Raw genomic sequence first — 22,736 nt, forward strand, 5'->3', positions numbered from 1 at the left:
AAGGACTATTTCTATTAATATGATAAACGATTGCAGACAAGTGCCGATATAAAGATTATCATTACTGATATCCTCACCTTGCGGCTGCAACGAATGGGGATAGAAAAATTATCGCAGGAAAAGGGAGATTCACTATGAAAAAAAAGGTAGCGGTCGGTTTGACTGCATCTGCGATCGTCGGGTCTGCGTTAGCTGTAACACCGGCAGAAGCACAAACGATTAAGGTTAAAAGCGGAGATTCATTATGGAAGCTTGCCCAAAACTACAATACAAGCGTGGATGCCATTACATCAGCGAATCATCTAAAATCCACCGTTATTTCTATCGGGCAGACGCTCACCATCCCTAACGGCAAATCAGATTCCGGCAGCAAAAAGCCATCTTCAAAGAACAGCGGCACGACTAAAAGCGTTTATACAGTGAAAAACGGCGATTCGCTGTGGCTGATCGCATCTGATTTTAAAATGTCCGTACAGGAACTGAAAAAATTGAACGGTCTGACAAGCGACTTAATCCGCGCCGGACAGAAGCTGCAAGTGACGGGGAAAGTTTCCTCAAGCACCGATCAGAAAAAAACCGCGCCGGGCAGCAGCTCAAACAGCAGCAAAAATCAGTCATCATCTTCCGGGACCTATAAAGTAAAACTCGGCGATTCCCTATGGAAGATCGCAAACAGCGTCAATATGACCATTGCGGAACTCAAAGTATTAAACAACTTAAAAACGGATACGATCTACGTAAACCAAGTCCTGAAAACAAAAGGAACGTCTTCTTCGGGAAACACGCCGTCAAAAGACAATTCAAACCAAAATAAAAACCAGACGCAAACGTCCTCCTATACAGTAAAAAGCGGAGACTCACTCTGGAAAATCGCAAACGCATACAATATGACGGTTCAGCAAATCAGAAGCATCAACAAACTGACGTCAGACATGCTGCGGGTCGGACAAGTGCTGAAGCTGACCAAAACGTCTTCTTCCGGCTCTTCGTCTTCACCGTCAGCTCCGAACCAGTCCGGAAATACAGGGAAAACCACTACATATACCGTGAAAAGCGGGGATTCTTTATGGGTGATCGCCCAAAAGTTCAATGTAACCGCCCAGCAGATCCGCGAGAAAAACAATCTGAAAACAGACGTTCTACAAATCGGACAGAAGCTGACGATTACCGGGCAGCAGACAAACACGACACCGAATCAGTCCGGCGGCACAGGTTCAACAAGCGCGAAGATTAATGTAATGATCGATGCCGCAAAAGCTCAGCTGGGCGTACCGTATGTATGGGGCGGGACGACGCCGAGAGGCTTTGACTGCAGCGGTTTCATTTATTACGTTCTCAATAAGGTCACTTCTGTATCCAGACTTTCAGCCGCAGGCTACTGGAATACGATGACATCAGTCAGCCAGCCGGCGGTCGGTGACTTTGTCTTTTTCTCAACTTATAAAGCCGGACCTTCCCACGTCGGTATTTATCTCGGGAACGGCCAGTTTATTAATGCCAACGATTCGGGTGTCGTTATTTCCAGCATGAACAATTCCTATTGGAAACAGCGCTACCTCGGCGCAAAACGTTTCTTCTGATATCTGATAAGCTGTACGGCCGCATAAGGCTGTGCAGCTTTTTTACAGTCTGAAAATATTGATGCTGATCACGTGTTTTGTTACGGGATGGAAATACACTTCAGCACGGGATGAAAACGTTTCTTTTGCGGTTTGCACCGTTACGCGAAACACGTCTTTCGTCTGTTCCCGGTTCACTTTTGTACGGCCCATGTACGAATAATCGGTAAGCTCGGCCCCCTTGTATTCACGTTCAAGCTGGTTCCATGCGAGCTGTTCCCATTTTTCAACTGACGGATCGAGGTGTTCTGTATGCCCTTTTTCAGCGATAGAGGCAATGAGAATGCCGCAAAACAAGAGGGCAAGCGCAAATGGAAGGGATTTCATCTTTATGTTCTCCTGAGTCGTTTTTTGTCAATCTTAGCGTGTCCAAAGAAGAGACGGATATGCGGTTTTATTTTATGTCTCCCTCATATTGCTATGCCGCAATGATAAGGACACCAAGTTTTCCCCCGTTGCATCCGGGCTTCGGCGGCATAAACTAACGGAGAACTTCTCATTGAAAGGAGAAGCGTAAGATGGATCATGCCGATTATGATAAAGCCTTGTATTACACACACCGGTCTCAATGGGACAATTTATTAATTTTGATGGTTCGTACAAAAGATGATTTATTATCAAAGCGTATTGAGCACTTTCTGCACGCGTATCATTTCGAATACGATCATGCGGTGCTTGAAAAAGAGCTGTATTCCCTACTCGGGTATATTGATCATGCGACAGAACTCGCTTATGAAGATCAATTAGCCATGCTGACATAAAACAATCCCGGCGTCAGACGCCGGGATTTCTTGTGTTTGTGAACATATTCAGCTCTTCGATCATGTCTTTCAGGCTGACCGCCATATCCTCAGATACGGTCCGGCGCTCCATGTCGATGTGAATCGGGTCTAAGACCAGCTGTTTCGGGATGACATTTGCATAGACGCCCCGCATGACCGTCCGCATATTCGCCAGCGCGTTCATGCCTCCTTTTCCTCCGCCCGCCGCGGCAATGATGGCCACCGGTTTGTATGCCCAGTGATCGCTGCTTAAAAAATCGATGGCGTTTTTTAAAGCGCCGCTCATGCCGCTGTGATACTCGGGAGATAATAAGACGACGGCCGCCGACTTTTTCACCTGCCGCCTTAACTTTTGCACTGAAGACAGCTCGTTCTGTTCTTCTTCACCGTTATAAAGCGGCAGTTCACTTTCGCTCAAATCAATAAAATCGGTATGAAACCGATCTCTGATATAAGAAGCGGCAATTCTAGTCCGCCCGTTTTTTCTCGGTGTGCCGCTGATCACTAATATGCTCATGATTTTACCGCCTTTCCAAAAACATTATATTTTACCGCATACAATGCCGCCTGCGTCCGGTCGGAAAGATTCAGCTTTGACAGCAGGTTGGACACGTGGGTCTTCACTGTTTTTTCTGAAATAAACAGGGCCGCCGCAATTTCCTTATTGCTTTTTCCTTTGGCTATTTCTTGAAGAACATCTTTTTCACGGGGGGTCAGCTGATAATATTTTTCCTTATCCTGATCATCCTGAACCATATGGGTCAGCACGTGAGGCACAATATCCGCCGACAGCCGGTAACGTCCGGAATACACTTCCCGGAGCGTTTTCACTAAATCATCGGGCTGAGCGTCTTTCAGCTGATACGCTTTTGCGCCGGCTTTAAGGGCGGGAATGACGTGCTCCTGATCAGAATAGCTCGTCAAAACGACGATACTGATGTCCGGAAATCGTTCAGCCGCGATTTTTGCCGCTTCTATGCCGTCCATATCAGGCATTGATAAATCCATCAGAATGATGTCCGGCTCCGTCTTTTCAGCTTGCTGAAGCGCTTCAGCACCGGTGGACGCCTCACCGACAACTTCAATGTCTTCCTGAGTGGCGAAGAAATAGCGCAGTCCTTTGCGGACAACATGATGATCATCAGCAATCACAATTTTCATCAATCAGACCTCCTGTCCCGAAACGGAAGCCGAACGGAGACAATCGTTCCGGCGCCAAGCTCGGATTGCAGTGTAAAGCGGCCTCCGATCGCTTCAGCCCGCGCTTTCATGCCGGCCACGCCGAGCGATGGGAGCACAGCATGCGCATCAGCGCTGAAGCCCGCTCCACGGTCGCTAATGTGAAGCTCAGCGCAACCCGGCTTTTTAACGGCGGAAATGATAACCCGGTCCGTTCCCGCATGCTTTTTACAGTTATTCAAGGCTTCCTGGGCGATCCGCCAAAGCGCGTGTTCCTGTTCATCCGTAAGCTCCAGCTCATCCTCCGTTTCACAAACGGCTTCCAGGCCGATAAGAGCGGCATAGCTTTTGATAGACGCATACAGCCCTTTCGTTAAACTTTCCGGCTTCAGCTGCCAAATGAGCGCCCTCATTTCTGTTAGCGCATCCTGAGACAGCTCTTGAATAAACGTAATCATCTGCCGGAGCCGATCATCATCTGTAAAGCTCTTTGCGGCTTTTGCCGTTAAGCTGACAGAAAACAGCATCTGATTGACGGAATCATGCAGCTCTTGCGCAAGTCTGCTTCTTTCCATCAACAGGGCGTTCTGCTGCTCAAATTCGGCCAATTTCATCCGCTGAATCGCCGTTCCGATTTGAAATGCAACCGCTTCAAGCAGATGCAGTTCTTCTTCGTTGAAAAATGTCTTTTCACTTGCGGCGACGTTTAATAAACCGAACTTCCGGCCGCCGTCCTCAAGCGGTACGGTCGCATGATGGGTAATGCCCTCCGTATCGCGGCAGTTCGTCGTCTGTTCCGCAAATTCAATCCGTTTACAATTCATTATGTTTACGGCCTTTGTCAATCCGCCATTGCTGAATTTGGTCAGACAATAGCATTCTCCGCTGCACATGAGTGCATTTTCCCGCTGACCGAGAGCCGGCGGTAAATAAGCGGATGCGGCGAGCGTATAAGACCCGTCCGGCTCAATCAGAAAAATCCACCCTGTCTGCAGTCCGGTCAGGCTGAGCAGTTCGCGGAGCACTTTATCAAGCGCTTCCTTTAAATCGTGGTTTTGGTTTAAGGTTTCCGCAATCGCTTTTAACGTTTTTAACGTTTCTACCGTCGTTTTCGTCAATTTCCCTCACTCCGGCCAATCAGAATTATCCATATTATATCAATTCTTTTCTGTATATTCCTTTGTTTTCAGCATGAATTTTCCTCATACTTTCGGATGAGGCGTATAAAAAAACCGCCGGATGTCGCTTCCGGCGGTTTGTTGTTTATTTCGTTTTTTCCACTATGTCATCCACCGTTTTCATGACGGCTTCAGATAATGCGGCAAGACGCTGTTCGCTGTCTTGTAAAGAAGTTCCCTTCACGGCGAAATAGAACTTCACTTTCGGCTCCGTTCCTGATGGACGAAGGCAGAACCAAGAGCCGTCTTCAAGGAAATATTTCAGGACATTTGACTTCGGCAGATCAATATCTTCTTCATGATGATCGGCAAATACAGTCCGTTTTCCCGTTGAATAGTCTTCAGCCTGCGTGATTTGTTTTCCGGCCATCTGCTTCGGCGGATCGTTTCGGAATGAAGTCAGGATAGCGGAAATCTGCTCTGCTCCCTGTTTTCCTTTTAACGTCAATGACTTCAAGCCTTCACGGTAATATCCGTATTCTTTAAAAATGGACAGCAGCGCGTCATAAAGCGACATGCCCTGCTTTTTATAAAAGGCGCATACCTCGACGGCTAACAGCGCAGCCTGGATCGCGTCTTTGTCACGCGCGAAATCGCCGATTAAGTAGCCGTAGCTTTCTTCATACCCGAACTGGAACGTGTATTGGCCTGATTTTTCATATTCTTTGATCTTTTCACCGATAAATTTGAAGCCTGTCAGCGTGTCAACCGTATCTAATCCGAACGATGAAGCGACGGCGCGGCCCAATTCGCTCGTGACAATCGTTTTCATGACGACACCGTTTTCAGGAAGGGTGCCCTGTTTTTTCTTCTCGGAAAGCAGGTAATGCAATAAAAGCGCGCCTGTCTGGTTTCCCGTCAGCACTGTGTACTTGCCTTCGCTGTTTTTTACGGCAATGCCGAGACGGTCGGCATCCGGGTCCGTAGCGACGAGAATATCGGCATTTTGTTCTTCTCCGAGCTTAATGGCATATTCGAATGCCGCGTGCTCTTCCGGATTCGGCGATTTGACGGTTGAAAAATCCGGGTCCGGCAGCTCTTGCTCCTTTACGACGGTGACGTTTTTGTAACCGAGTGCTTCAAGACCGCGGCGCACCGGTTTATTTGCCGTGCCGTGCAGCGGAGTGAACACGACGCTGACATCCACTTCATCCGAAAGCTCGGGATGTACGGAGATGGAAGTCAGTTTTTCAGTATACGGTTTATCAATTTCTTCACCGATTATTTTAATCAAACCTTTTTCTTTCAGCGACTGTTCATCTTCAACTTGAATCGTTAATTCATTTTCTATGGCATTCACTTCCGCAATGACGATGTCCGCTTCTTTCGGCGGCAGCTGTGCGCCGTCATCGCCGTACACTTTATATCCGTTATATTCAGGCGGGTTATGGCTGGCCGTCACGACGATGCCGGCATAAGCGTTCAGCTTTCTCACCGCAAAAGACAGCTCAGGCGTCGGGCGGAGCTCATCAAATACGTATGTTTGAATGCCTTGGGAAGCAAGGGTTTTTGCAGCTTCCATCGCAAACTCAGGAGATTTATGACGGGAGTCATATGCGATCGCAACCCCTCTTTTTTTCGCGTCTTCCCCCTGTTTCGCGATATACGCCGCAAGTCCGGCGGATGCTTTGCGGACCGTGTAAATGTTCATTCTGTTCGTACCCGGCCCGATTTCTCCTCTCATGCCTCCTGTTCCGAACTCAAGATTTTTGTAGAAAAAATCTTCCAGCAGCTGCTCGTTTCCTTCTGCGTCCGCCAATAATTTTTTCAATTCTGAATCTAATTGTTCGGCCTGATTCCAGCGTTCGTAACTCTTACTCCAACTCATGTTCGTCCTCCTATAATTTCAGCTTATGACCATATTTTAATATGAAGCGGCTGCCCGTGTCACTTGATAACTTAACCAAATGCTTTATGTAAAAAGATAAAAGAAGGGCTCATGCCTTTTCGGCACAGCCCTCCGGTTATTATTGTTCGAGCGGAACAACCGCGTCGTGCAGCAGCGTATTTAACCACTCAGTGTGTTTTTCTTTCGTTTCGTCATTCCATTGGAATCGGTCGCTCATGTAATCAATCACGGCCGTTTTATACGTTTGCACCCATTTGATGTCGAAGAACAGTCTTCCCGTTCTGCGGACGAAGAAATCGGCAGGTGTCGCAGCCATTTCTTCTTCGATGCTGTAAGCCGCTTCCGCCAGAATGTGAACCGGAATCTGGCGTTTTTCCGCTTCATCTTTCAGGCCTTCAATCCGGCTGAATACATTTTCAACGTTAGAGCCGTATCTGATGGCTAACTGCTTAGCGGTTTCCTGTGATAAACCGATTTTCAAGCCGTCTTTTGTCTTTGCTTCCACAAATGACTCGAAGTTTTTAGAGCCGCCGACATGTCCGCCGGAAATCGGCATCGTCTTCGTCTTGCAGCCGCCGAAGTCCTGGCCGCCCTCTTCTTTCAAGCGGTCGCGGACAAGATCGACAATGTGCTCAGCCATTTTACGGTAGCCCGTCAGTTTTCCTCCGGCGATCGTAATCAGGCCTGATTGAGATGTCCAGATTTCATCTTTACGGGAGATCTCAGACGGGTCTTTCCCTTCTTCGTGAATAAGCGGTCTGAGGCCGGCCCAGCTTGATTCAATATCGTCCGCCGTAATGTTCAGTTCCGGGAACATATAATTGATGGAGCTGACGACATAATCGCGATCCTGCACCGTCATGCGCGGGTGCTCAAGTTTTTGTTTGTAAACCGTATCGGTCGTACCCACATATGTTTTTCCTTCACGCGGAATGGCGAACACCATCCGGCCGTCCGGCGTATCAAAGTACACCGCCTGTTTAAGCGGGAATACGGATTGGTCGAATACGAGATGGACCCCTTTTGTGTGCTGGAGATGTTTTCCGCTTTTGCTGTGGTCTTTTTCTCTCAGCTCGTCGACCCACGGACCTGTCGCATTGACAATTTTTTTGGCGTACACTTTGTATTCCTTGCCTGACAGCAGATCTTCAATTAAAACGCCGACAACTTTTCCTTTTTCATAAAGCAGTTCTTTCACTTTAGAATAGTTGACAGGCTCCGCACCGAATTTAACGGCTTCTTTCATGACTTCAATCGTCAGTCTCGCATCGTCCGTCCGGTACTCTACATAATAGCCTCCGCCTTTTAAGCCGTCTTTTTTGACGAGCGGCTCTTTTTGCAGCGTTTCTTTAGCAGACAGCATGCTTCTGCGCTCTGATTTTTTTACTCCCGCTAAATAGTCATACACACGCAGGCCGATGGAAGTAGAGAATGAACCGAACGTGCCGCCTTTATGAAACGGCAGCAGCATCCATTCCGGCGTCGTGACGTGCGGGCCGTTTTCGTACACGATGGCGCGTTCCTTACCGACTTCAGCCACCATTTTGACTTCAAATTGCTTCAGATAACGCAAACCGCCGTGGACAAGCTTTGTGGATCGGCTTGATGTGCCGGCCGCGAAATCCTGCATTTCGCTCAAAGCGACTTTCATTCCCCTTGAAGCAGCGTCAAGCGCCGTACCGGCACCCGTAATACCTCCGCCTATAATAAACAGATCGTATGTTTTTTTAGTCATGTCTTCCAGCATATGATCCCGTTCCAAACTTGAAAATTGGTGATTCATCATTACGCTTCCTCCTTGTTGTCACGGTATAGAAAAAGAGACCACAACAGCCAAAGCGCATGTCATCACTTTGGTGCTGTGGTCTCTCCTCATCTCAGGACCGTTCCTATTAACTTGTTTTCAGTATACCATAATTTTATCTTATTTAAAAGCCATAGCTGCATTTACTGCTTTTTTCCATCCGCCGTACAATTCATCGCGTTTTTCATCTTCCATTTCCGGTTTGAATTGCTTATCAAGGTTCCACTGATCGGCGATTTCAGTGCTGTCCTTCCAATAGCCGACAGCGATTCCGGCCAAATACGCGGCACCGAGCGCCGTCGTTTCATTAATTTCCGGACGTTCGACCGGCACATCAAGCAAGTCGCTCTGGAACTGCATGAGGAAGTTATTTTTTACCGCTCCGCCGTCTACACGCAATGTTTTTAAAGAGATGCCTGAATCAGCCTCCATGGCATCAAGCACATCTTTCGCCTGATATGCGAGAGATTCAAGCGTGGCCCGGATAAAATGCTCCTTCGTCGTTCCGCGTGTCAGGCCGAAAACTGAGCCGCGCACGTCACTGTCCCAGTACGGTGTGCCCAATCCGACGAAAGCGGGCACGACATAAACACCGTCAGCGGAATCCACACGCTCTGCGTATGTCTCGCTTTCTTTCGAATCCTGGAACATCCGCATGCCGTCTCTCAGCCATTGGATGGCAGAACCTGCGACAAAGATGCTTCCTTCCAATGCATACTCGACTTTTCCGTCTAATCCCCAGGCGATTGTCGTCAGAAGGCCGTGATCAGAAGTGATGGCTTTTTCTCCGGTATTCATCAGCATAAAGCAGCCTGTGCCGTATGTGTTTTTCCCCATGCCTTCTTCAAAGCACGCCTGACCGAACAGCGCAGACTGCTGGTCTCCGGCCGCTCCCGCAATCGGAATGTTCTTACCGAAGAAATGATAATCAACCGTTTTCGCGTACACATGAGAAGACGGTTTCACTTCCGGCAGCATGGATTTCGGCACGCCTAAAATATCAAGAAGCTCGTCATCCCATTTTAATTCATGGATATTAAACATCAGCGTTCTTGAAGCGTTTGAATAATCCGTTACGTGCGCCGCGCCTCCGGACATTTTCCAGATGAGCCATGAATCAATCGTTCCGAACAGAAGATTTCCGTTTTCCGCTTTTTCCCGCGCGCCTTCTACATTGTCAAGAATCCATTTGACTTTCGTTCCTGAGAAATAAGGGTCGATCAAAAGTCCCGTTTTTTCTCTGAATGTATCATTATATCCTTTTTCACGAAGCTCTTCGCAAATGCCGGATGTTTGTCTCGATTGCCACACAATCGCATTGTATACCGGCTTTCCGGTATCTTTATCCCATACGACCGTCGTTTCCCTTTGGTTCGTGATGCCGATACCGGCAATTTGATCAGCGCTGATTCCGGACTCGGAAATCACAGTCGCGATAACGGCGAGCACCGATCCCCAGATTTCGTTCGCATTGTGCTCCACCCAGCCCGGCTGAGGGAAATGCTGTGTGAATTCCTTTTGAGCGGAATGCACGATTTTTCCTTCTTTATTAAAAAGAATCGCTCTTGAACTTGTTGTGCCTTGGTCAATTGATAAAATATAGGTCTCCATGATGCCGCTCTCCTTTTTAAATATATTCAGAATTTGATAATGTTTTCTGTGATTGAGATTTCTTGGTATAAATATAGAGTATGAAAAGCACTACAACCATTATAACGCTTACAAACCAAAAGCTAGGTGTCACATTTCCTTTAAACGCGGCATTGTAAAATACGCCGCCGAACGCACCGCCCATGATCGGACCGATTACGGGAATCCAGGCATATTTCCAATTTGACGGCCCTTTTTTCGGGATCGGCAGAAAGGCGTGAGCGATTCTCGGCCCCAGATCCCGCGCAGGGTTGATCGCATATCCGGTCGTCCCTCCAAGAGAAATCCCGATGGCAACGATGAGGAATCCGACAATCAGCGGGTTCAGCCCTTTTGTAAATTCATTCGCTCCGATTGCCAAAATGCCGAGCACAAGCACAAACGTACCAATGACTTCACTTATCATATTCCCAAATGTATGAGGAATACTCGGGCCGGTCGAGAAAACGCCCAGTTTAGCGGCCGGATCATCCGTCGCCTTCCAATGCGGCAGATAATGAAGGTACACAACAACCGCACCGATCATTGCTCCGATCATCTGTCCCGTAATATAAACAGGGACGTCTTTCCAAGGAAAGCTGCCTTCAAGCGCAAGGCCTATCGTTAAAGCCGGATTCAAGTGAGCGCCGCTGATGCTGCCGACGGCATATGCCGCCATGGCTACTCCCAATCCCCAGCCGAATACAATAACAATCCATCCGGATTGGTATGAAAGCGATTTCTTTAAGTTGACTCCCGCACAAACGCCGCCGCCGAAAATAACAAGCAGCATTGTACCGATTACTTCTCCCCAAAATGCTGTCATCATCATTCCTCCTAAATGACAAAATAGCAGGTTTGACAGAGTTATAGAGAATAAAAAACCCACAACAAACCGCTTTACGCTTTATTGCTTCCGTAAAGAGCTGTTGTGGGTCTCCGGGTCTCCATCACATAGTATTAACCTAGGTCTATTGTAACAATGGGTGTAAGCGGTGTCAATCTTTTTTTGTCATAGAATGTTCATATTTAGCCCATAGTTCGGTGTCTGAAGTCGTCACGGCCGTTGCTCCTGCCTGCAAGGCGTTTTCAACGTCCTGCTCCGTGCGGATAAAGCCGCCGGCAAAAATCGGAATCCCCGTCATTTCTTTAATTTCTCTGATTAAAGTCGGAACGATGCCCGGGAGAACCTCGATAAAGTCAGGCTTATGCTTTCCGACGAATTCCATGCTTTTCTCCATGGCGCTCGTATCCAAGAGAAACAGACGCTGGATCGCGTATATTTTCTTTTGTTTCGCTTTGACGATGACGGCGGATCTCGTCGAAATGATGCCCGCGGGCCGGATATCCTGACAAATAAACTCCGCACCGTATTCGTCATGCTTAATGCCGTGAATTAAATCGACGTGAACCATCAGAAGTTTTCCGTGTTTTTTCGCTTCATTCACGACACCTTTTAATTGACCGAGGTGGATATCTAAAATGACGCCGTATAAGAACGGACTCTCTAAAAATGCATCGAATTGCTTCATGTTCCGGATAGCCGGTAGAATCTTCTGGTTGTGAAAACTCATGTTTTACTCCTTTACATTAAAAATCAATGCTCAGCACGCTTTCCTTGACGGTCGAAATGATGAAAGAGAGCTCCTCGTCGGACAGGCAAAAAGGCGGAGACAGCTGAATGACATTATTATATCCCGCTACAGTATCACCATTTTTCCCGACAAGCAGGCCTTTTTCTCTGCAGGCGGTGATGACGTGCTGTACAAGGGCGGCATCAGCGGGTTCCTTCGTGATTTTGTCCTTGACGAGCTCAATGCCGGCAAGAAGGCCTTTGCCCCGTACATCACCGACCGCCGGATGTTCTCTGAGCGGCTCAAGCTCACGGAGCAGCCGTTCTCCAAGCTCCCGGGAGCGGGCGATCAGATTTTCGTCCTCCATCAATTGCAGGTTTTTCAAAGCAAGGGCGCAGGCTGCCGGATTGCCTCCGAATGTATTCACGTGCCGGAAGCGGCCGTACGGCTCACCGCCTGAATACGCCTCAAAAATCTCCCGTTTTACTGCCGTTGCCGACAGCGGCAGATAAGCGCTCGTAATGCCTTTTGCCATTGTGACGATGTCCGGTGAAACGCCGTAATGCTGAAATCCGAACGGCTCTCCCGTGCGGCCGAAACCGCAAATGACTTCATCACTGATCAGAAGCGCGCCGTGGCGGCGGCAAATGTCCTCTACCTTTGCCATATACCCGTCCGGGGGCATCAGTATCCCTCCGCCTGTAATAATCGGTTCCATAATAACGCCGGCAATCGTTTCGCTTAACTCCCACGTCATGATCCGGTCGATTTCATGCGCGCTTTCCAATGTGACGGCATCGCCGGGATTCCGATAGAGATCAGGCGGCGCCGCGTGCAAAAAACCTTGTGAGAGCGGCTCATATTTATATTTTCTCTGCGCCTGGCCGGTAGCGGCGAGCGCCCCCATCGTATTGCCGTGATAGCCTCTGTACCGGGAGATGAATTTGAAGCGGCTGTGATCGCCGTTTTCAATATGGTATTGGCGGGCAATTTTGAACGCGGTTTCATTTGCTTCCGATCCGCTGTTGGAAAAGAAGATTACATAATCGCCGCCGAGCCATTCATTCAGTTTTTCCGCAAGCTCAATCGCGGGTTGATGGCTTTGGGTCAGCGGATAATACGGAAGCTCCTTCAATTGGCTGTAAGCCGCATCGGCAAGCTCCTTTCTCCCGTATCCGATATTGACGCACCACAGTCCTGACATGCCGTCCAAATACCGCCTGCCGTCAATATCCGTAACCCAGGCGCCTTCCCCTTTTTGGACGATTATGCTGTCATCCGGCTCCGCCCCTTTCATCGCGTGCCAAATCAGCTCTTTATCCTTTTGTTTGAGTGACTGATTTTTTTGTACATGTTCCACACCGCTCATCTCCCTTTCAATATCATTGCACTGTATCGAAAGCTGCCCGGCTTCTGCGCCGATTCTCATGGTGAAGTTTTCCTCTTAATAAGAATATAAAGGCGCGGCATGGGCGAGTCAATAAAGCGGCGGCAATTAAAAAAACGCTTTCTCCCAGTAAGCGAAAGGGCTACAAGAGCATATCCCGAAACCGGGGCCGGCGCAAGTGTTTATATAAAAAAACCCGCCCCTTAAGCGGAGCGGGCGTTTTTTCATTTCAGATGCGTAATCCGGTAAATATCTTTGCGCCGGTCTTTCAGCTGGCGCACGGTTCCGTTTTCACGCTGCCTTCTTAAGATTTCAAGGTCCACATCCCCGATCACGACCATTTCGATATTCGGATTCGTTTCACCGACGATTCCGTCTCTGGCGAATTCAAAATCAGACGGAGCAAAAATGGCTGACTGCGCGTATTGAATATCCATATTTTCTGTTTGCGGCAGGTTTCCGACCGTACCTGAGATGACGGTGTAAATTTGGTTTTCAACCGCTCTCGCCTGAGAGCAGTACCTTACGCGCAAATAGCCTTGGCGGTCTTCAGTGCAGAATGGCGTAAAGATAATTTTCGCCCCTTGATCCGCGGCAATTCTCGCAAGCTCCGGAAATTCGATATCGTAACAGATCTGAATGGCGATCTTTCCGCAGTCCGTATCAAATACGCGCACCCTGTCTCCGGCGCTGATGCCCCACCATTTCCGCTCATTCGGCGTAATGTGAAGCTTATATTGTTTTTCAATCGTGCCGTCACGTCTGAATAAGTAGGCGATGTTATAAATTTTCCCCTCTTCTTCAACGAAGTGGGAGCCGCCGATAATGTTCACATTATATTTCACCGCGAGATCTGTAAAGAGGCTGATATAGTCCTCGGTATATTCGGTAATCCTCTGAATGGCCAGACTCGGAGAACGCTCTTCGAGAAATGACATAAGCTGCGTCGTGAAAATCTCCGGGAATACCGCGAAATCAGATCTCGCATCTGAAGCCACATCGACATAATATTCAACCTGATTGGCAAATTCCTCGAAAGAATAAATCTTTTTCATCTCATATTGAATGACGCAGATGCGCACCGGAAATGCCGATTTGTAATAGCGCTTTGACTGCGGCAGATAATCGACATTGTTCCATTCCATTAATGTCGCATATTTAATGGACGCGGTGTCATCCGGGAGATAATTCGGATTGATCCGCATGAGCGTAAATCCGTTCATCAGCTGGAAAGAAAGCACCGGGTCATAAATCTGATGGCGCGTCACCTGTTCGACATAGGCTCTCGCCGTCATTTCTTCCGCATACTTATGATAATTCGGAATCCGCCCGCCGATAATGATGCTTTTCAGATTCAATCGTCTCGCCAAGTCTTTTCTCGCCTCATACAGCCGGTGTCCGATTTTCATCCGCCTGTATTCCGGGTGAACCATTACCTCAATCCCGTACAGATTCAATCCGTCCGGGTTGTGGTTCGTGATATAACCGTCGTCTGTAATGTCCTGCCACGTGTGGCGGTCATCATATTCATCGAAATTGATGATCAGGCTTGAGCATGAACCGATAATTTCCCCTTCATACTCGGCGCAAAACTGACCTTCCGGAAAGTGCGCGAGATGGCTGATTAAATGCTCAGGCTCCCACGGCTCCATCCCCGGAAAACAATCCTTTTGCAGCTCAATAATTTTGTTGATATCTTTCTCTTCCATATTCCGTATGACCATTTTCTTTTCAAAACGGGTCAGATCAAGTTTCTCAGACAATGCTGCTTCCCCCTGCCGGTTCGTTTTGATCGTTCAATCGCTGTAAGAGTAATTCAAGTTCCATTTCCGCCATCGATTCCAGTCTGTGATCGTATTCTTCAAATAACAGGGCGCTCGTTACCTTATTCGGCACGATGACACATTTCATGCCGGCGCGTTTGGCTGCGATTGAGCCGTTGACCGAATCCTCAAAGGCAAGACATTCAGAAGGTTCAACGCCTAAATGTTCCGCAGCTTTCAGATAGAGCTCCGGATTGGGCTTCACTTCTTCTACGTCGTCAGCCGTCTGAATCACTTCAAATTCATCAAACAGGCCTAATTCCTTCAGATGGCCCGACACCCATTTAAAATCTGAGCTGGAAGCGAGCCCCACCTTCAATCCTAATTCTTTTGCCGCGGCTAAATAAGCCTCCACTCCGGGACGCGCCGTTTCCGTCTTCATCCGCTGTTCGAAGCGCCCGCGCCTGATCGCCGTCAGTTCATCATGATCGAGCTTTCTTCCCAGCTGCTCCTCTAAATATGCGAACGGCTTAAATCCCGCCGCCGTTCCGATAACCTTTCCCCAGACGGATAAAGGCAATGTTGAACCGTGTTCCTCAAACATTTCCTGCAGCACTTCATATTCATGGGTTTCTGTATCTAAAATTAACCCGTCAAAATCAAAGATTAATGCTTTTATCAATGGTTACAGCTCCTTTAGCTAAACGTACTGACCTATGTATACACTATACCGTGAATTTCTTTTGCATTCAAAATGTAACATTCTCACGGAAAGAAGAGCCTGCATGAGTGCAAGCTCTCTTCATCCGTTACTGTGTGTTTTGACTGGAAATATTGGAAAGAGCCGCTCCCGCAGACTCATTTGAACGCTGATCGACCGCTAAGTCTCCAAGCGCAACGATCCCGACCAGATGATTTTGATCGACAATGGGAAGGCGGCGGATTTGGTGTTGGGCCATCAGATGTGACGCCTCTTCAAGACTCATTTCCGGGTTTCCGGATACAACTTGAGAAGACATCACGTGTGAAACAGGTGTTTGGCCGTCGCGGCCTTGAGCCGTTGTTCTCAATGCGATATCACGGTCTGTCAGCATTCCTTTTAATTCCCCTCCGTCAACGACGGGAATTGCTCCGACATTATGCTGGTGCATCAGCGCAGCCGCTTCCTGGATCGTTTGGTTGGGAGAAACGGTAGCCACGTGGGTAGTCATTGATTGTTTGATTGAACTCATTGTAAAGCACCCCTTTCGCATTTTATTATGCTCGGGGATTTGACTCATTATAAAGGGAGTTAGAGGAAAGAAATTGTGGTATCATGTCAAGGAAGCAAAAAAGAGCCTGTCAAAAGGCTCTTTATACCCGTCAGATCAGCCTTCTGTGACCGCAGGCTTCTGATCCGGCCCCTGTCTCGAAATCATCATAGGTAAAGGGAAAATTCATTCCGCATTCATTCAGCAAAGCGCAATTTTTATCAAACAGCGCCCGCTCTTTGACGTCATATACGGGGTGCGGCTTTGACAGCATGATATGTACCGTTTGCAGACAAGCCATAATTTGAAACGCTTCTTTTAAAGTTCCTTGGTAACGTTGGTTTTGTAAAGACAATACGCCCCTTTTTTTAAAGCGCTGAATTTCCAGTTCGGAGAAATAAAGAGGAAAGACATTTTGAAACAATTCAGAGGAAAGCTCTTGTATCGCGCTTTCTTGTCCGTCAGTCGCTGCGTTCACAATTCTCACATCAATCACCTTTCTTGCCATGTGAATATCCTTAATCTTTATCAAGAATAGCATAGAAAAAAACGCGAAAGCTAAGGTAAGTGTTTCCTATTGAAACAGCCGCTTTCCGCTTGAAAAGGAGCTTTATGATATGAAACAAAATGACCGCGGTCTGGAACTCCTGATTACGGAAAAACACGCCGGACAATGGCTGTTTTCAGTCCTGAAATCTGAATTCCAGGCGTCAAAACCCGTGATAACGGAATGGATGAACCAAGAAAGCATTCAGGTGAATCGGACATCCCCGAAAAACAACATCATACTGAAAACCGGAGACCGCTTATTCATTGATCTTCAGGAAAAAACGGGTTCTTCGGTGATTCCTGAATACGGAGAGCCGGACATTTTATTTGAGGACAGTCATATGCTGATTGCAAATAAGCCGGCGGGAATGCCGACTCATCCAAATGAAGAGGGTCAGACCGGAACCCTCAGCAACCTGATCGCTTACCATTTTCAAATCAACGGCGAACAGGCGAAAGTGCGCCACGTTCACCGTCTTGACCGTGACACGTCAGGCGCGGTCGTTTTTGCGAAACACCGCCTGGCCCATGCAATCCTTGACCGTCAGCTCGAAACCAAAACATTAAAACGCACCTATATCGCCGCGGCGGAAGGAAAAGTCACGCCGAAAAAAGGCACGGTTGACTCGCCGATCGGCCGCGACAGGTCACATTCCGTCAGACGGCGCGTATCACCCGGCGGACAAGCCGCCGTCACCCATTACAAAGTGAAAGGCTATCATCCCGGTGCGCAGCTTACATTGGCAGAGCTTGAACTGGAAACCGGGAGAACACATCAAATCAGGGTGCATATGGCAAGCATCGGCCATCCGTTGGCGGGCGATGACCTGTACGGCGGAAGCAGGGCGCTGTTTCACAGGCAGGCGCTTCACGCCAAAAAAGTCAGTGTCGTCCATCCGATCTCAGGAGAAGAAATCGTTGCCGAGGCGCCGATGCCGGCTGATCTGGCTCATTTTACCGAAACGTATTTTTCTTAAACCGGGTCGGCATATATAATATATCGTTTCGGCGCATTTCCAATGTAAGAAAACGGATAGCAAGTGGTCAGGATCAGTTCCTCCCGCTTGTGTTGAAGGGTGATGACAGACGTATCATCCCGGCTGACGATTTTTGTGCGGCTGATTTTATAAGAAAACGTGCCGTAAGACAAAATCACGTTCAGTCTGTCTCCTTTTTTCAGTTCGCCGGTCCGGCGGAACACCGTGTCCCTGTGGCCGGATAACACAATTTGGCCGTGATCGCCAGGATAATAGCTGTCCTTATAATGTCCGACGCCTTTTGCTAAATCATCTGCGTCAGTCCCTTCGACGATCGGGAGCTCAGCGTCAATTTCAGGGATTTCTAAAATGCCGCTTGCCTCACCCGTTTCGGGGTGAAATTCTTTTTTGCGCTGTGTCAGCACAGCGCTTTTTGTTTCGTTCTTTTCCAAGACAGGTTCTGTTGCTTTTTTTGCTTCTTCAAGCGATTGGTTCGTTTTCATATGTGAATCAATGATCTTCCAGCTTCCGTAACATGTGATGATAACACCTGCGATGATGACGAGAAGCGGAATATGTTTCAGTTTGTTCATCGTGTGCGGGTTCCCCTTTTCTTTCTGAAAAGCCAATATACGCCGGCACCCGTGATCACCAGGCCGGCCAATGCCGTCTGATGGCTGCCCGCTGAAGTATCAGGCAATGGGCGGCCTTTTTGTGTGCCGCTTTCAGTCTGTTCTGTGCTTTGTTCCGAATTTGCAGCAGACGCCGGACGGGATTCGGGAATTGACTGCACTGTATCAGATGCTGTTTCTTCTGCGACAGGACGTTCAAGTTTTTTGGCTTGATCAGGCTGTTCTGCTGCATCCGGTTTTTTAGCGGGTTTTTCCGCTTGAGGTTTTTCTCCTTTATCAGGCCCGGTGCCGCCCGGTGTTTCCCCGCTTCCCGGCTGATTGCCGGTGTCATCAGGTGTTTCGGTGGCTGATGCCGTGCGGATGCGGCCGTCGGTTTGATAAGAAATCGGTGCGGAAAAGCTTTTGACATAGTCTACGGTCGCTTCCAAATCCTCAGGCCCCGTCACCGGATTCTTGCCGAGTTTCCCGATCGGACCGTATTTTGCCCCCGCCGCTGTCGCCATAAATTGATTGACTGTTACTGTATATCCTTTTTCGGGCTGTATGTCTGTGCCGTCCGCCATCTTTATATCCACCGCTTGTCCGGTTTCCGGGTTCCATGTATAGGAAAATCCGCTGATGCTGTAATCCGGTCCGTACACCGGAGATATTTGCGCGTTGATGATCTCCCGCAAATCTTTTCCTTTGATTTCAAGCTTCGTCAGCACATTGCCGAACGGCTGTACATTATATAGGTCTCCCCATGTGATCGTCCCTTTTTTTATGCCGTCCCGGATGCCTCCCCCATTCATAAGCGCAAAATCGGATTTCATCTTCGCTTTCATACCGTCGGCAATCAGATTTCCGAGCGCCGTGTCGCCGTCATTTGAATACCCGCCCGTTATATCACGGGCCGCTTCCCCGACCGTTTCGCTGATAATCGGTTTCACTTTCTCTTCATATTTGCTTAATATGCCTGCCGCATCCGGATCAGGCTTGATTTTACTTTGATCGATATATTGGATTTCCGCTGATTTTTTCACGATATCCTTCGATTCTTTATCTAGTTCGAGATCGGCGATTCCGATTGCTTTTCCGTATTCAAATGCCTGCACGATCAGCTTGCCGTTGATTTCTCCGTTTACGACTTTATGATTGTGCGCGGCGAAAATCACGTCAATCTCTGAGTCTGTTCCGCTTGCAAGCTTTGCGGATTCTCCCGTGATGGCTGAGCCATTTTGTTCAGCAGACATATGGGCGAGCACGGCGATTGCTTTAATTCCTTTTTTCTTCAGGTCAGCGGCGGCGTCATTGACGGCCTTTACCTCATCCGTAAACGTAATATTTTTAATTCCGTCCGGAATGACCATGCCCGCGGCCGATCTGGTTACAACCCCGATAAATGCGACCGGAATTCCGGAAACGTATTTGATTTCATACGGCGGCAGAAAGGACTCCCCTGACTTCAATTTACAGTTGGCGCAGACGAGCGGGAAATCTTGGCCGTCATAACCGCTTGTCCCCTTACCGTCCGGATGATCTCCTCCATTGATGATCCGTTTAAGCTCATTCGTTCCTTCATCGAATTCGTGATTGCCGACAGTTCCGACATCAAAACCGATGTCTTCCATCAGTTCTACTGTCGGTTCATCCTGAAAAAGGGCTGACACGGGAGAGCTGCCCCCGATCATATCGCCCGCATGCACGACAAAGGCGTGTTCTTTCTCGGCTTTCGCCTTTTTAATGTACGCGGCGGCGTAGTCCATCCGTCCGAAAGTGCCATCCGGTTTACCGTCTCCGTTAAGGTCAAGCTCATATTGCTGATCAATTTTTCCGTGCAGATCATTCATGCTGATGATTCTGAGCGGGATACGGCCGGAGTCTTCAGTCTGCCGTTCTTTATACGCTTTATCCGTTCCAGCTTCATTCAGTGATCCGGCTTGCCCGATTGCTTCCGCATCTTTCACGCTGAACATCATAAAACAAACCGTCAGCAAACAGCACGAAAGACGCAAACCCCTTTTTTTCTTCATTCATTTCCCCCCTTGTCTTCTAAGAAATACGTTAGCTTATTTTCTTAAGAATCACATCACTTTTTTGTAAAGATTGTCTTCGCTGGCGCAAAATAGTAAATAATCCCCATGTAACGAAATATGTCTTGATGTATAACGGATCGGCTTTTTTCACATCTTAAATGTGATTTGACATGAAGGAGGAAAACAACCAGTGGAACAGCAGCAGAATCAGCAGCAGCCGCCAGTAAATCAGGGGATTCCGGGTTCACCGCAAGTGAATCACGGAGGACATGAGCTTTTCGATATGCATGAAGTGCTGGCCGGAACAGTCGGCGTTTTGGATCAATTTATGATGCTCAGACAGTTTATTCAGGATCAGCAGCTGGCCGACATTCTTGACCGCCAGTATCAATTCATTCTCGGACTCTATAATCTGACGGCAGAATGCTTTAAGACCGGCCAAAAACCTTCTCAGGAAACGTCGACATATATGATGGAGGAACAGAACCAGGCCGTCTACGGTATAAAACCGACTCAGCCGAAAAAACCGAATCAATCATTAAATGATGTCAAAGATCTCGGAATAAGCGGCCATATGCTCGGCCTGATTAAAGCTCAAGCTTCTCTCTTGACGATGAGCTCGCTTGAAATGACCAATCCCGTCACAAGAAGAGTGCTCTCCGCCCAAATTCAGCAATATGTCGAAATGGCGTATGAAATCTTTTTATACCAAAACAAACACGGTTATTATCAGGTTCCTCAGCTCAATGCACAAGATATGCAGACCATGCTGAATTCATTTGCGCCGGCGCAGGGACAGCCGCAAATGCCTCCGATTAAAGGACAAATGGGACAGCAGCAGCAAAACCTCCATTAATGAAAAAAACGGCGTTGGAAACCTGACTCTCCAATGCCGTTTTCTTTTTTTCATATGCTTTTGTGAAATCATGTTCAAATTGTTTCAGACTTTCTTTCGTAGCCGCTTCAAAGCCTTTTTCAAAATCCTGTGTTTCGGCGGTTTTATTGATAATGGTTAAGATAATGCCTTCTCCGAATGTTTCGGTTAAATCCTTTATCATATAGAAACTTTGCAAATAGACATCCGTTTCATATTCCATACGCGATTTCTGCCATTTTCGGTCGGTCGTTAATTGATCAAACGGCACGACGGAAAATGCAATCGGATCAATGACCACATCATAATGCGCAACCCACTCGCTCAGCCCCTCATGAAACCAAAGCGGAAATACAGACGTATCCGTCCCCAATTGCCGCGTTTTTTGATGAAACGCGTAGTGTGTATATTCATGTATAATCAATTGCTTATACATGAAAACGGCCAGCTCATCTTTTTTCAAAAGCTGTTTTTTCTCTTCAGGCAAAAGCCCCATCATCTGCTCCTGCTCTGAATAAAAACCGACTACATTTTTCAATCCTGAGTATTGCTCCATTTCAGCTTCATCCGAAAAGAAAATGAGTTCAAGAGGCGCCGCTCCTTTATAGCCGACAATGATTTGGTTGATACGCTTTGCGTGGTCCAGCGTAAGCTTGGTCAGATCCAAGAGCGGCTTTTCATCCGCCGTATAGTAAATCGCTGTATGTTTGTAAATTTCTTTATTCATGTGTTCAGTCACTTGTTCCTTCGTCGGAACAGAGCGGCTGTTTTGGCCTGACAGGACGTACATCATACTTACTGAAACGGCTGAACTGACAGCCAATATGACAAGGACTCCGCACAGGATCAGAGTGAATGCCGCCCGTTTCCCCATGCCGTCACGCAAACAAGCTCCCCTCCCCGATCCTTTAATTTTCATCTCATTCTTTACTTTATGCTCAGGAGCGCTGGGTCGTGACGGCAGATAAAATAAAAAAGCCGCAGCAAATGCGGCTTTTCCATTCATTTATTTATTGGGGTTTGGGAATACACGCTGCACCATTTGGCCGAATTCATCAAACAGTCCGGATACCGGATGGCCGTTTTGGATTCGTTTTCCGTAGCCTTGCATACGTTCAACGAAGTCCGGGTTCGCTGATACATATACAGTCCGGACATGTTTATCGGCTGATTTCACCTTATCGGTAATCTTATTTTTCAAATGGTTGGCGATGGCGCCTTTTTGTCCGTTTGTCAGAACAACGGCTACATAAGCGCTGTTTCCGGCAACGATCACAGTCGCATTTTTAACTTCTTTTAAATCAGTCACCTTGTCGGCGGCTTTATCAGCCACTCTCAGGTTACGGTTGTCATTGTGATCGGTGTTTTGGTTATGACGGTTCACTGTATTCATATTTGTCGCACCGTCGTTAGGCGTGTTGCGGTAATTTACATTCTGGGTGCGGTTGTCATTTCGTTTTCCTTCTCCCTGGTTCCCCATACTGCACCCTGCGGTAATCAGCATCGGCAGAAGAAGGGCAGAAATAACTGCTTGTTTTTTTATCATGTGAATTCCTCCTTTCTCACTTTACGTATAGGTTTTTCTATTCGGCGGGATTTATGCACGCCGTTTGCATTCTGAGCGGTTTGGATAAATATCAGAAGGAAAGGGAAAGGTAAGCGTAATCAATTGAAT

Annotated in this window: 22 protein-coding genes; 4 read left to right on the forward strand and 18 right to left on the reverse strand. The window is 47.8% G+C overall.

Annotation, left to right across the window (positions count from 1 at the left end; translation table 11 throughout):
- Window positions 1-134 precede the first annotated feature (134 nt).
- On the forward strand, window positions 135-1,580 hold the full coding sequence (locus OWN49_RS04525; protein ID WP_077721993.1) for a C40 family peptidase: 1,446 nt from the start codon (window positions 135-137) through the stop codon (window positions 1,578-1,580).
- Between the two features lie 42 nt (window positions 1,581-1,622).
- On the opposite strand, the gene OWN49_RS04530 is transcribed toward OWN49_RS04525, so the two are convergent.
- Window positions 1,623-1,946, reverse strand: coding sequence for a DUF3889 domain-containing protein (locus OWN49_RS04530; RefSeq protein WP_003155332.1), 324 nt, complete (start codon window positions 1,944-1,946; stop codon window positions 1,623-1,625).
- 191 nt (window positions 1,947-2,137) lie between these two features.
- On the opposite strand from OWN49_RS04530, the gene OWN49_RS04535 reads away from it, so the two are divergent.
- Window positions 2,138-2,380, forward strand: a complete 243-nt coding sequence (locus tag OWN49_RS04535; RefSeq protein WP_003155335.1) for a YhdB family protein — start codon at window positions 2,138-2,140, stop codon at window positions 2,378-2,380.
- A 13-nt stretch (window positions 2,381-2,393) separates the two neighbouring features.
- Here OWN49_RS04535 and OWN49_RS04540 read toward each other — a convergent pair whose 3' ends face one another.
- From OWN49_RS04540 to OWN49_RS04600, 13 genes are all read right to left on the reverse strand, one after another.
- Window positions 2,394-2,918 (reverse strand): NADPH-dependent FMN reductase, encoded by a 525-nt coding sequence (locus OWN49_RS04540; protein WP_128574732.1) that lies wholly within the window; start codon window positions 2,916-2,918, stop codon window positions 2,394-2,396.
- Complete coding sequence (locus tag OWN49_RS04545) at window positions 2,915-3,562, reverse strand: response regulator (protein ID WP_176283217.1); 648 nt, start codon at window positions 3,560-3,562, stop codon at window positions 2,915-2,917. Before OWN49_RS04545 ends, OWN49_RS04540 begins: the two co-directional genes overlap by 4 nt.
- Window positions 3,562-4,698, reverse strand: a complete 1,137-nt coding sequence (locus tag OWN49_RS04550) for a GAF domain-containing sensor histidine kinase (RefSeq protein ID WP_077721991.1) — start codon at window positions 4,696-4,698, stop codon at window positions 3,562-3,564. Before OWN49_RS04550 ends, OWN49_RS04545 begins: the two co-directional genes overlap by 1 nt.
- 145 nt (window positions 4,699-4,843) lie before the next feature.
- Complete coding sequence (locus OWN49_RS04555) at window positions 4,844-6,586, reverse strand: phospho-sugar mutase (RefSeq protein ID WP_071392057.1); 1,743 nt, start codon at window positions 6,584-6,586, stop codon at window positions 4,844-4,846.
- Between the two features lie 139 nt (window positions 6,587-6,725).
- Window positions 6,726-8,393, reverse strand: coding sequence for a glycerol-3-phosphate dehydrogenase (glpD, locus tag OWN49_RS04560; protein ID WP_003155341.1), 1,668 nt, complete (start codon window positions 8,391-8,393; stop codon window positions 6,726-6,728).
- A 138-nt stretch (window positions 8,394-8,531) separates the two neighbouring features.
- Entirely contained in the window at window positions 8,532-10,022 is a 1,491-nt protein-coding gene (gene glpK, locus OWN49_RS04565) for a glycerol kinase GlpK (RefSeq protein ID WP_007610291.1), read from the reverse strand.
- Window positions 10,023-10,038: 16 nt separating this feature from the next.
- Window positions 10,039-10,866: an MIP/aquaporin family protein gene (locus OWN49_RS04570; protein ID WP_077721989.1), complete on the reverse strand. Its 828-nt coding sequence runs from the start codon at window positions 10,864-10,866 to the stop codon at window positions 10,039-10,041.
- A gap of 172 nt (window positions 10,867-11,038) precedes the next feature.
- The gene (locus OWN49_RS04575; protein ID WP_003155344.1) at window positions 11,039-11,614 is read right to left on the reverse strand and encodes a glycerol-3-phosphate responsive antiterminator; all 576 of its coding nucleotides are present in this window, start codon (window positions 11,612-11,614) and stop codon (window positions 11,039-11,041) included.
- A 16-nt stretch (window positions 11,615-11,630) separates the two neighbouring features.
- Window positions 11,631-12,983 carry an aspartate aminotransferase family protein gene (locus tag OWN49_RS04580; RefSeq protein ID WP_102422641.1) on the reverse strand — a complete coding sequence of 451 codons (1,353 nt, stop codon included), beginning with the start codon at window positions 12,981-12,983 and terminating at the stop codon, window positions 11,631-11,633.
- 242 nt (window positions 12,984-13,225) lie between these two features.
- Window positions 13,226-14,764: a bifunctional GNAT family N-acetyltransferase/carbon-nitrogen hydrolase family protein gene (locus tag OWN49_RS04585; protein WP_003155346.1), complete on the reverse strand. Its 1,539-nt coding sequence runs from the start codon at window positions 14,762-14,764 to the stop codon at window positions 13,226-13,228.
- Window positions 14,757-15,446: an HAD family hydrolase gene (locus OWN49_RS04590; protein ID WP_003155347.1), complete on the reverse strand. Its 690-nt coding sequence runs from the start codon at window positions 15,444-15,446 to the stop codon at window positions 14,757-14,759. Before OWN49_RS04590 ends, OWN49_RS04585 begins: the two co-directional genes overlap by 8 nt.
- Window positions 15,447-15,573: 127 nt before the next feature.
- On the reverse strand, window positions 15,574-15,996 hold the full coding sequence (locus OWN49_RS04595) for a CBS domain-containing protein (RefSeq protein ID WP_003155348.1): 423 nt from the start codon (window positions 15,994-15,996) through the stop codon (window positions 15,574-15,576).
- Window positions 15,997-16,126: 130 nt separating this feature from the next.
- Entirely contained in the window at window positions 16,127-16,522 is a 396-nt protein-coding gene (locus OWN49_RS04600) for a DUF5365 family protein (protein WP_007408448.1), read from the reverse strand.
- 109 nt (window positions 16,523-16,631) lie between these two features.
- Here OWN49_RS04600 and OWN49_RS04605 point away from each other — a divergent pair, with 109 nt between their 5' ends.
- Window positions 16,632-17,540, forward strand: a complete 909-nt coding sequence (locus tag OWN49_RS04605) for an RluA family pseudouridine synthase (RefSeq protein ID WP_176283216.1) — start codon at window positions 16,632-16,634, stop codon at window positions 17,538-17,540.
- Here the strand turns inward: OWN49_RS04605 and OWN49_RS04610 are convergent.
- On the reverse strand, window positions 17,537-18,133 hold the full coding sequence (locus OWN49_RS04610; protein ID WP_176283215.1) for a class D sortase: 597 nt from the start codon (window positions 18,131-18,133) through the stop codon (window positions 17,537-17,539). The two genes, OWN49_RS04605 and OWN49_RS04610, sit on opposite strands and share 4 nt — an antisense overlap.
- Entirely contained in the window at window positions 18,130-20,184 is a 2,055-nt protein-coding gene (locus tag OWN49_RS04615; protein WP_176283214.1) for a 5'-nucleotidase C-terminal domain-containing protein, read from the reverse strand. The genes OWN49_RS04610 and OWN49_RS04615 overlap by 4 nt, the downstream gene beginning before the upstream one ends.
- 193 nt (window positions 20,185-20,377) lie before the next feature.
- Here OWN49_RS04615 and OWN49_RS04620 point away from each other — a divergent pair, with 193 nt between their 5' ends.
- Window positions 20,378-21,043 carry a spore coat protein gene (locus OWN49_RS04620; RefSeq protein ID WP_014304688.1) on the forward strand — a complete coding sequence of 222 codons (666 nt, stop codon included), beginning with the start codon at window positions 20,378-20,380 and terminating at the stop codon, window positions 21,041-21,043.
- Here OWN49_RS04620 and OWN49_RS04625 read toward each other — a convergent pair.
- Both OWN49_RS04625 and OWN49_RS04630 read right to left on the reverse strand, forming a co-directional pair.
- Window positions 21,003-21,947 (reverse strand): hypothetical protein, encoded by a 945-nt coding sequence (locus tag OWN49_RS04625; protein WP_003155360.1) that lies wholly within the window; start codon window positions 21,945-21,947, stop codon window positions 21,003-21,005. The two genes, OWN49_RS04620 and OWN49_RS04625, sit on opposite strands and share 41 nt — an antisense overlap.
- A gap of 120 nt (window positions 21,948-22,067) precedes the next feature.
- Entirely contained in the window at window positions 22,068-22,607 is a 540-nt protein-coding gene (locus OWN49_RS04630) for a YhcN/YlaJ family sporulation lipoprotein (protein WP_003155362.1), read from the reverse strand.
- Window positions 22,608-22,736 lie beyond the last annotated feature (129 nt).

Origin of the sequence: Bacillus sp. NEAU-242-2 (assembly GCF_027853835.1) — a bacterium.
Lineage (GTDB): Bacteria > Bacillota > Bacilli > Bacillales > Bacillaceae > Bacillus > Bacillus velezensis.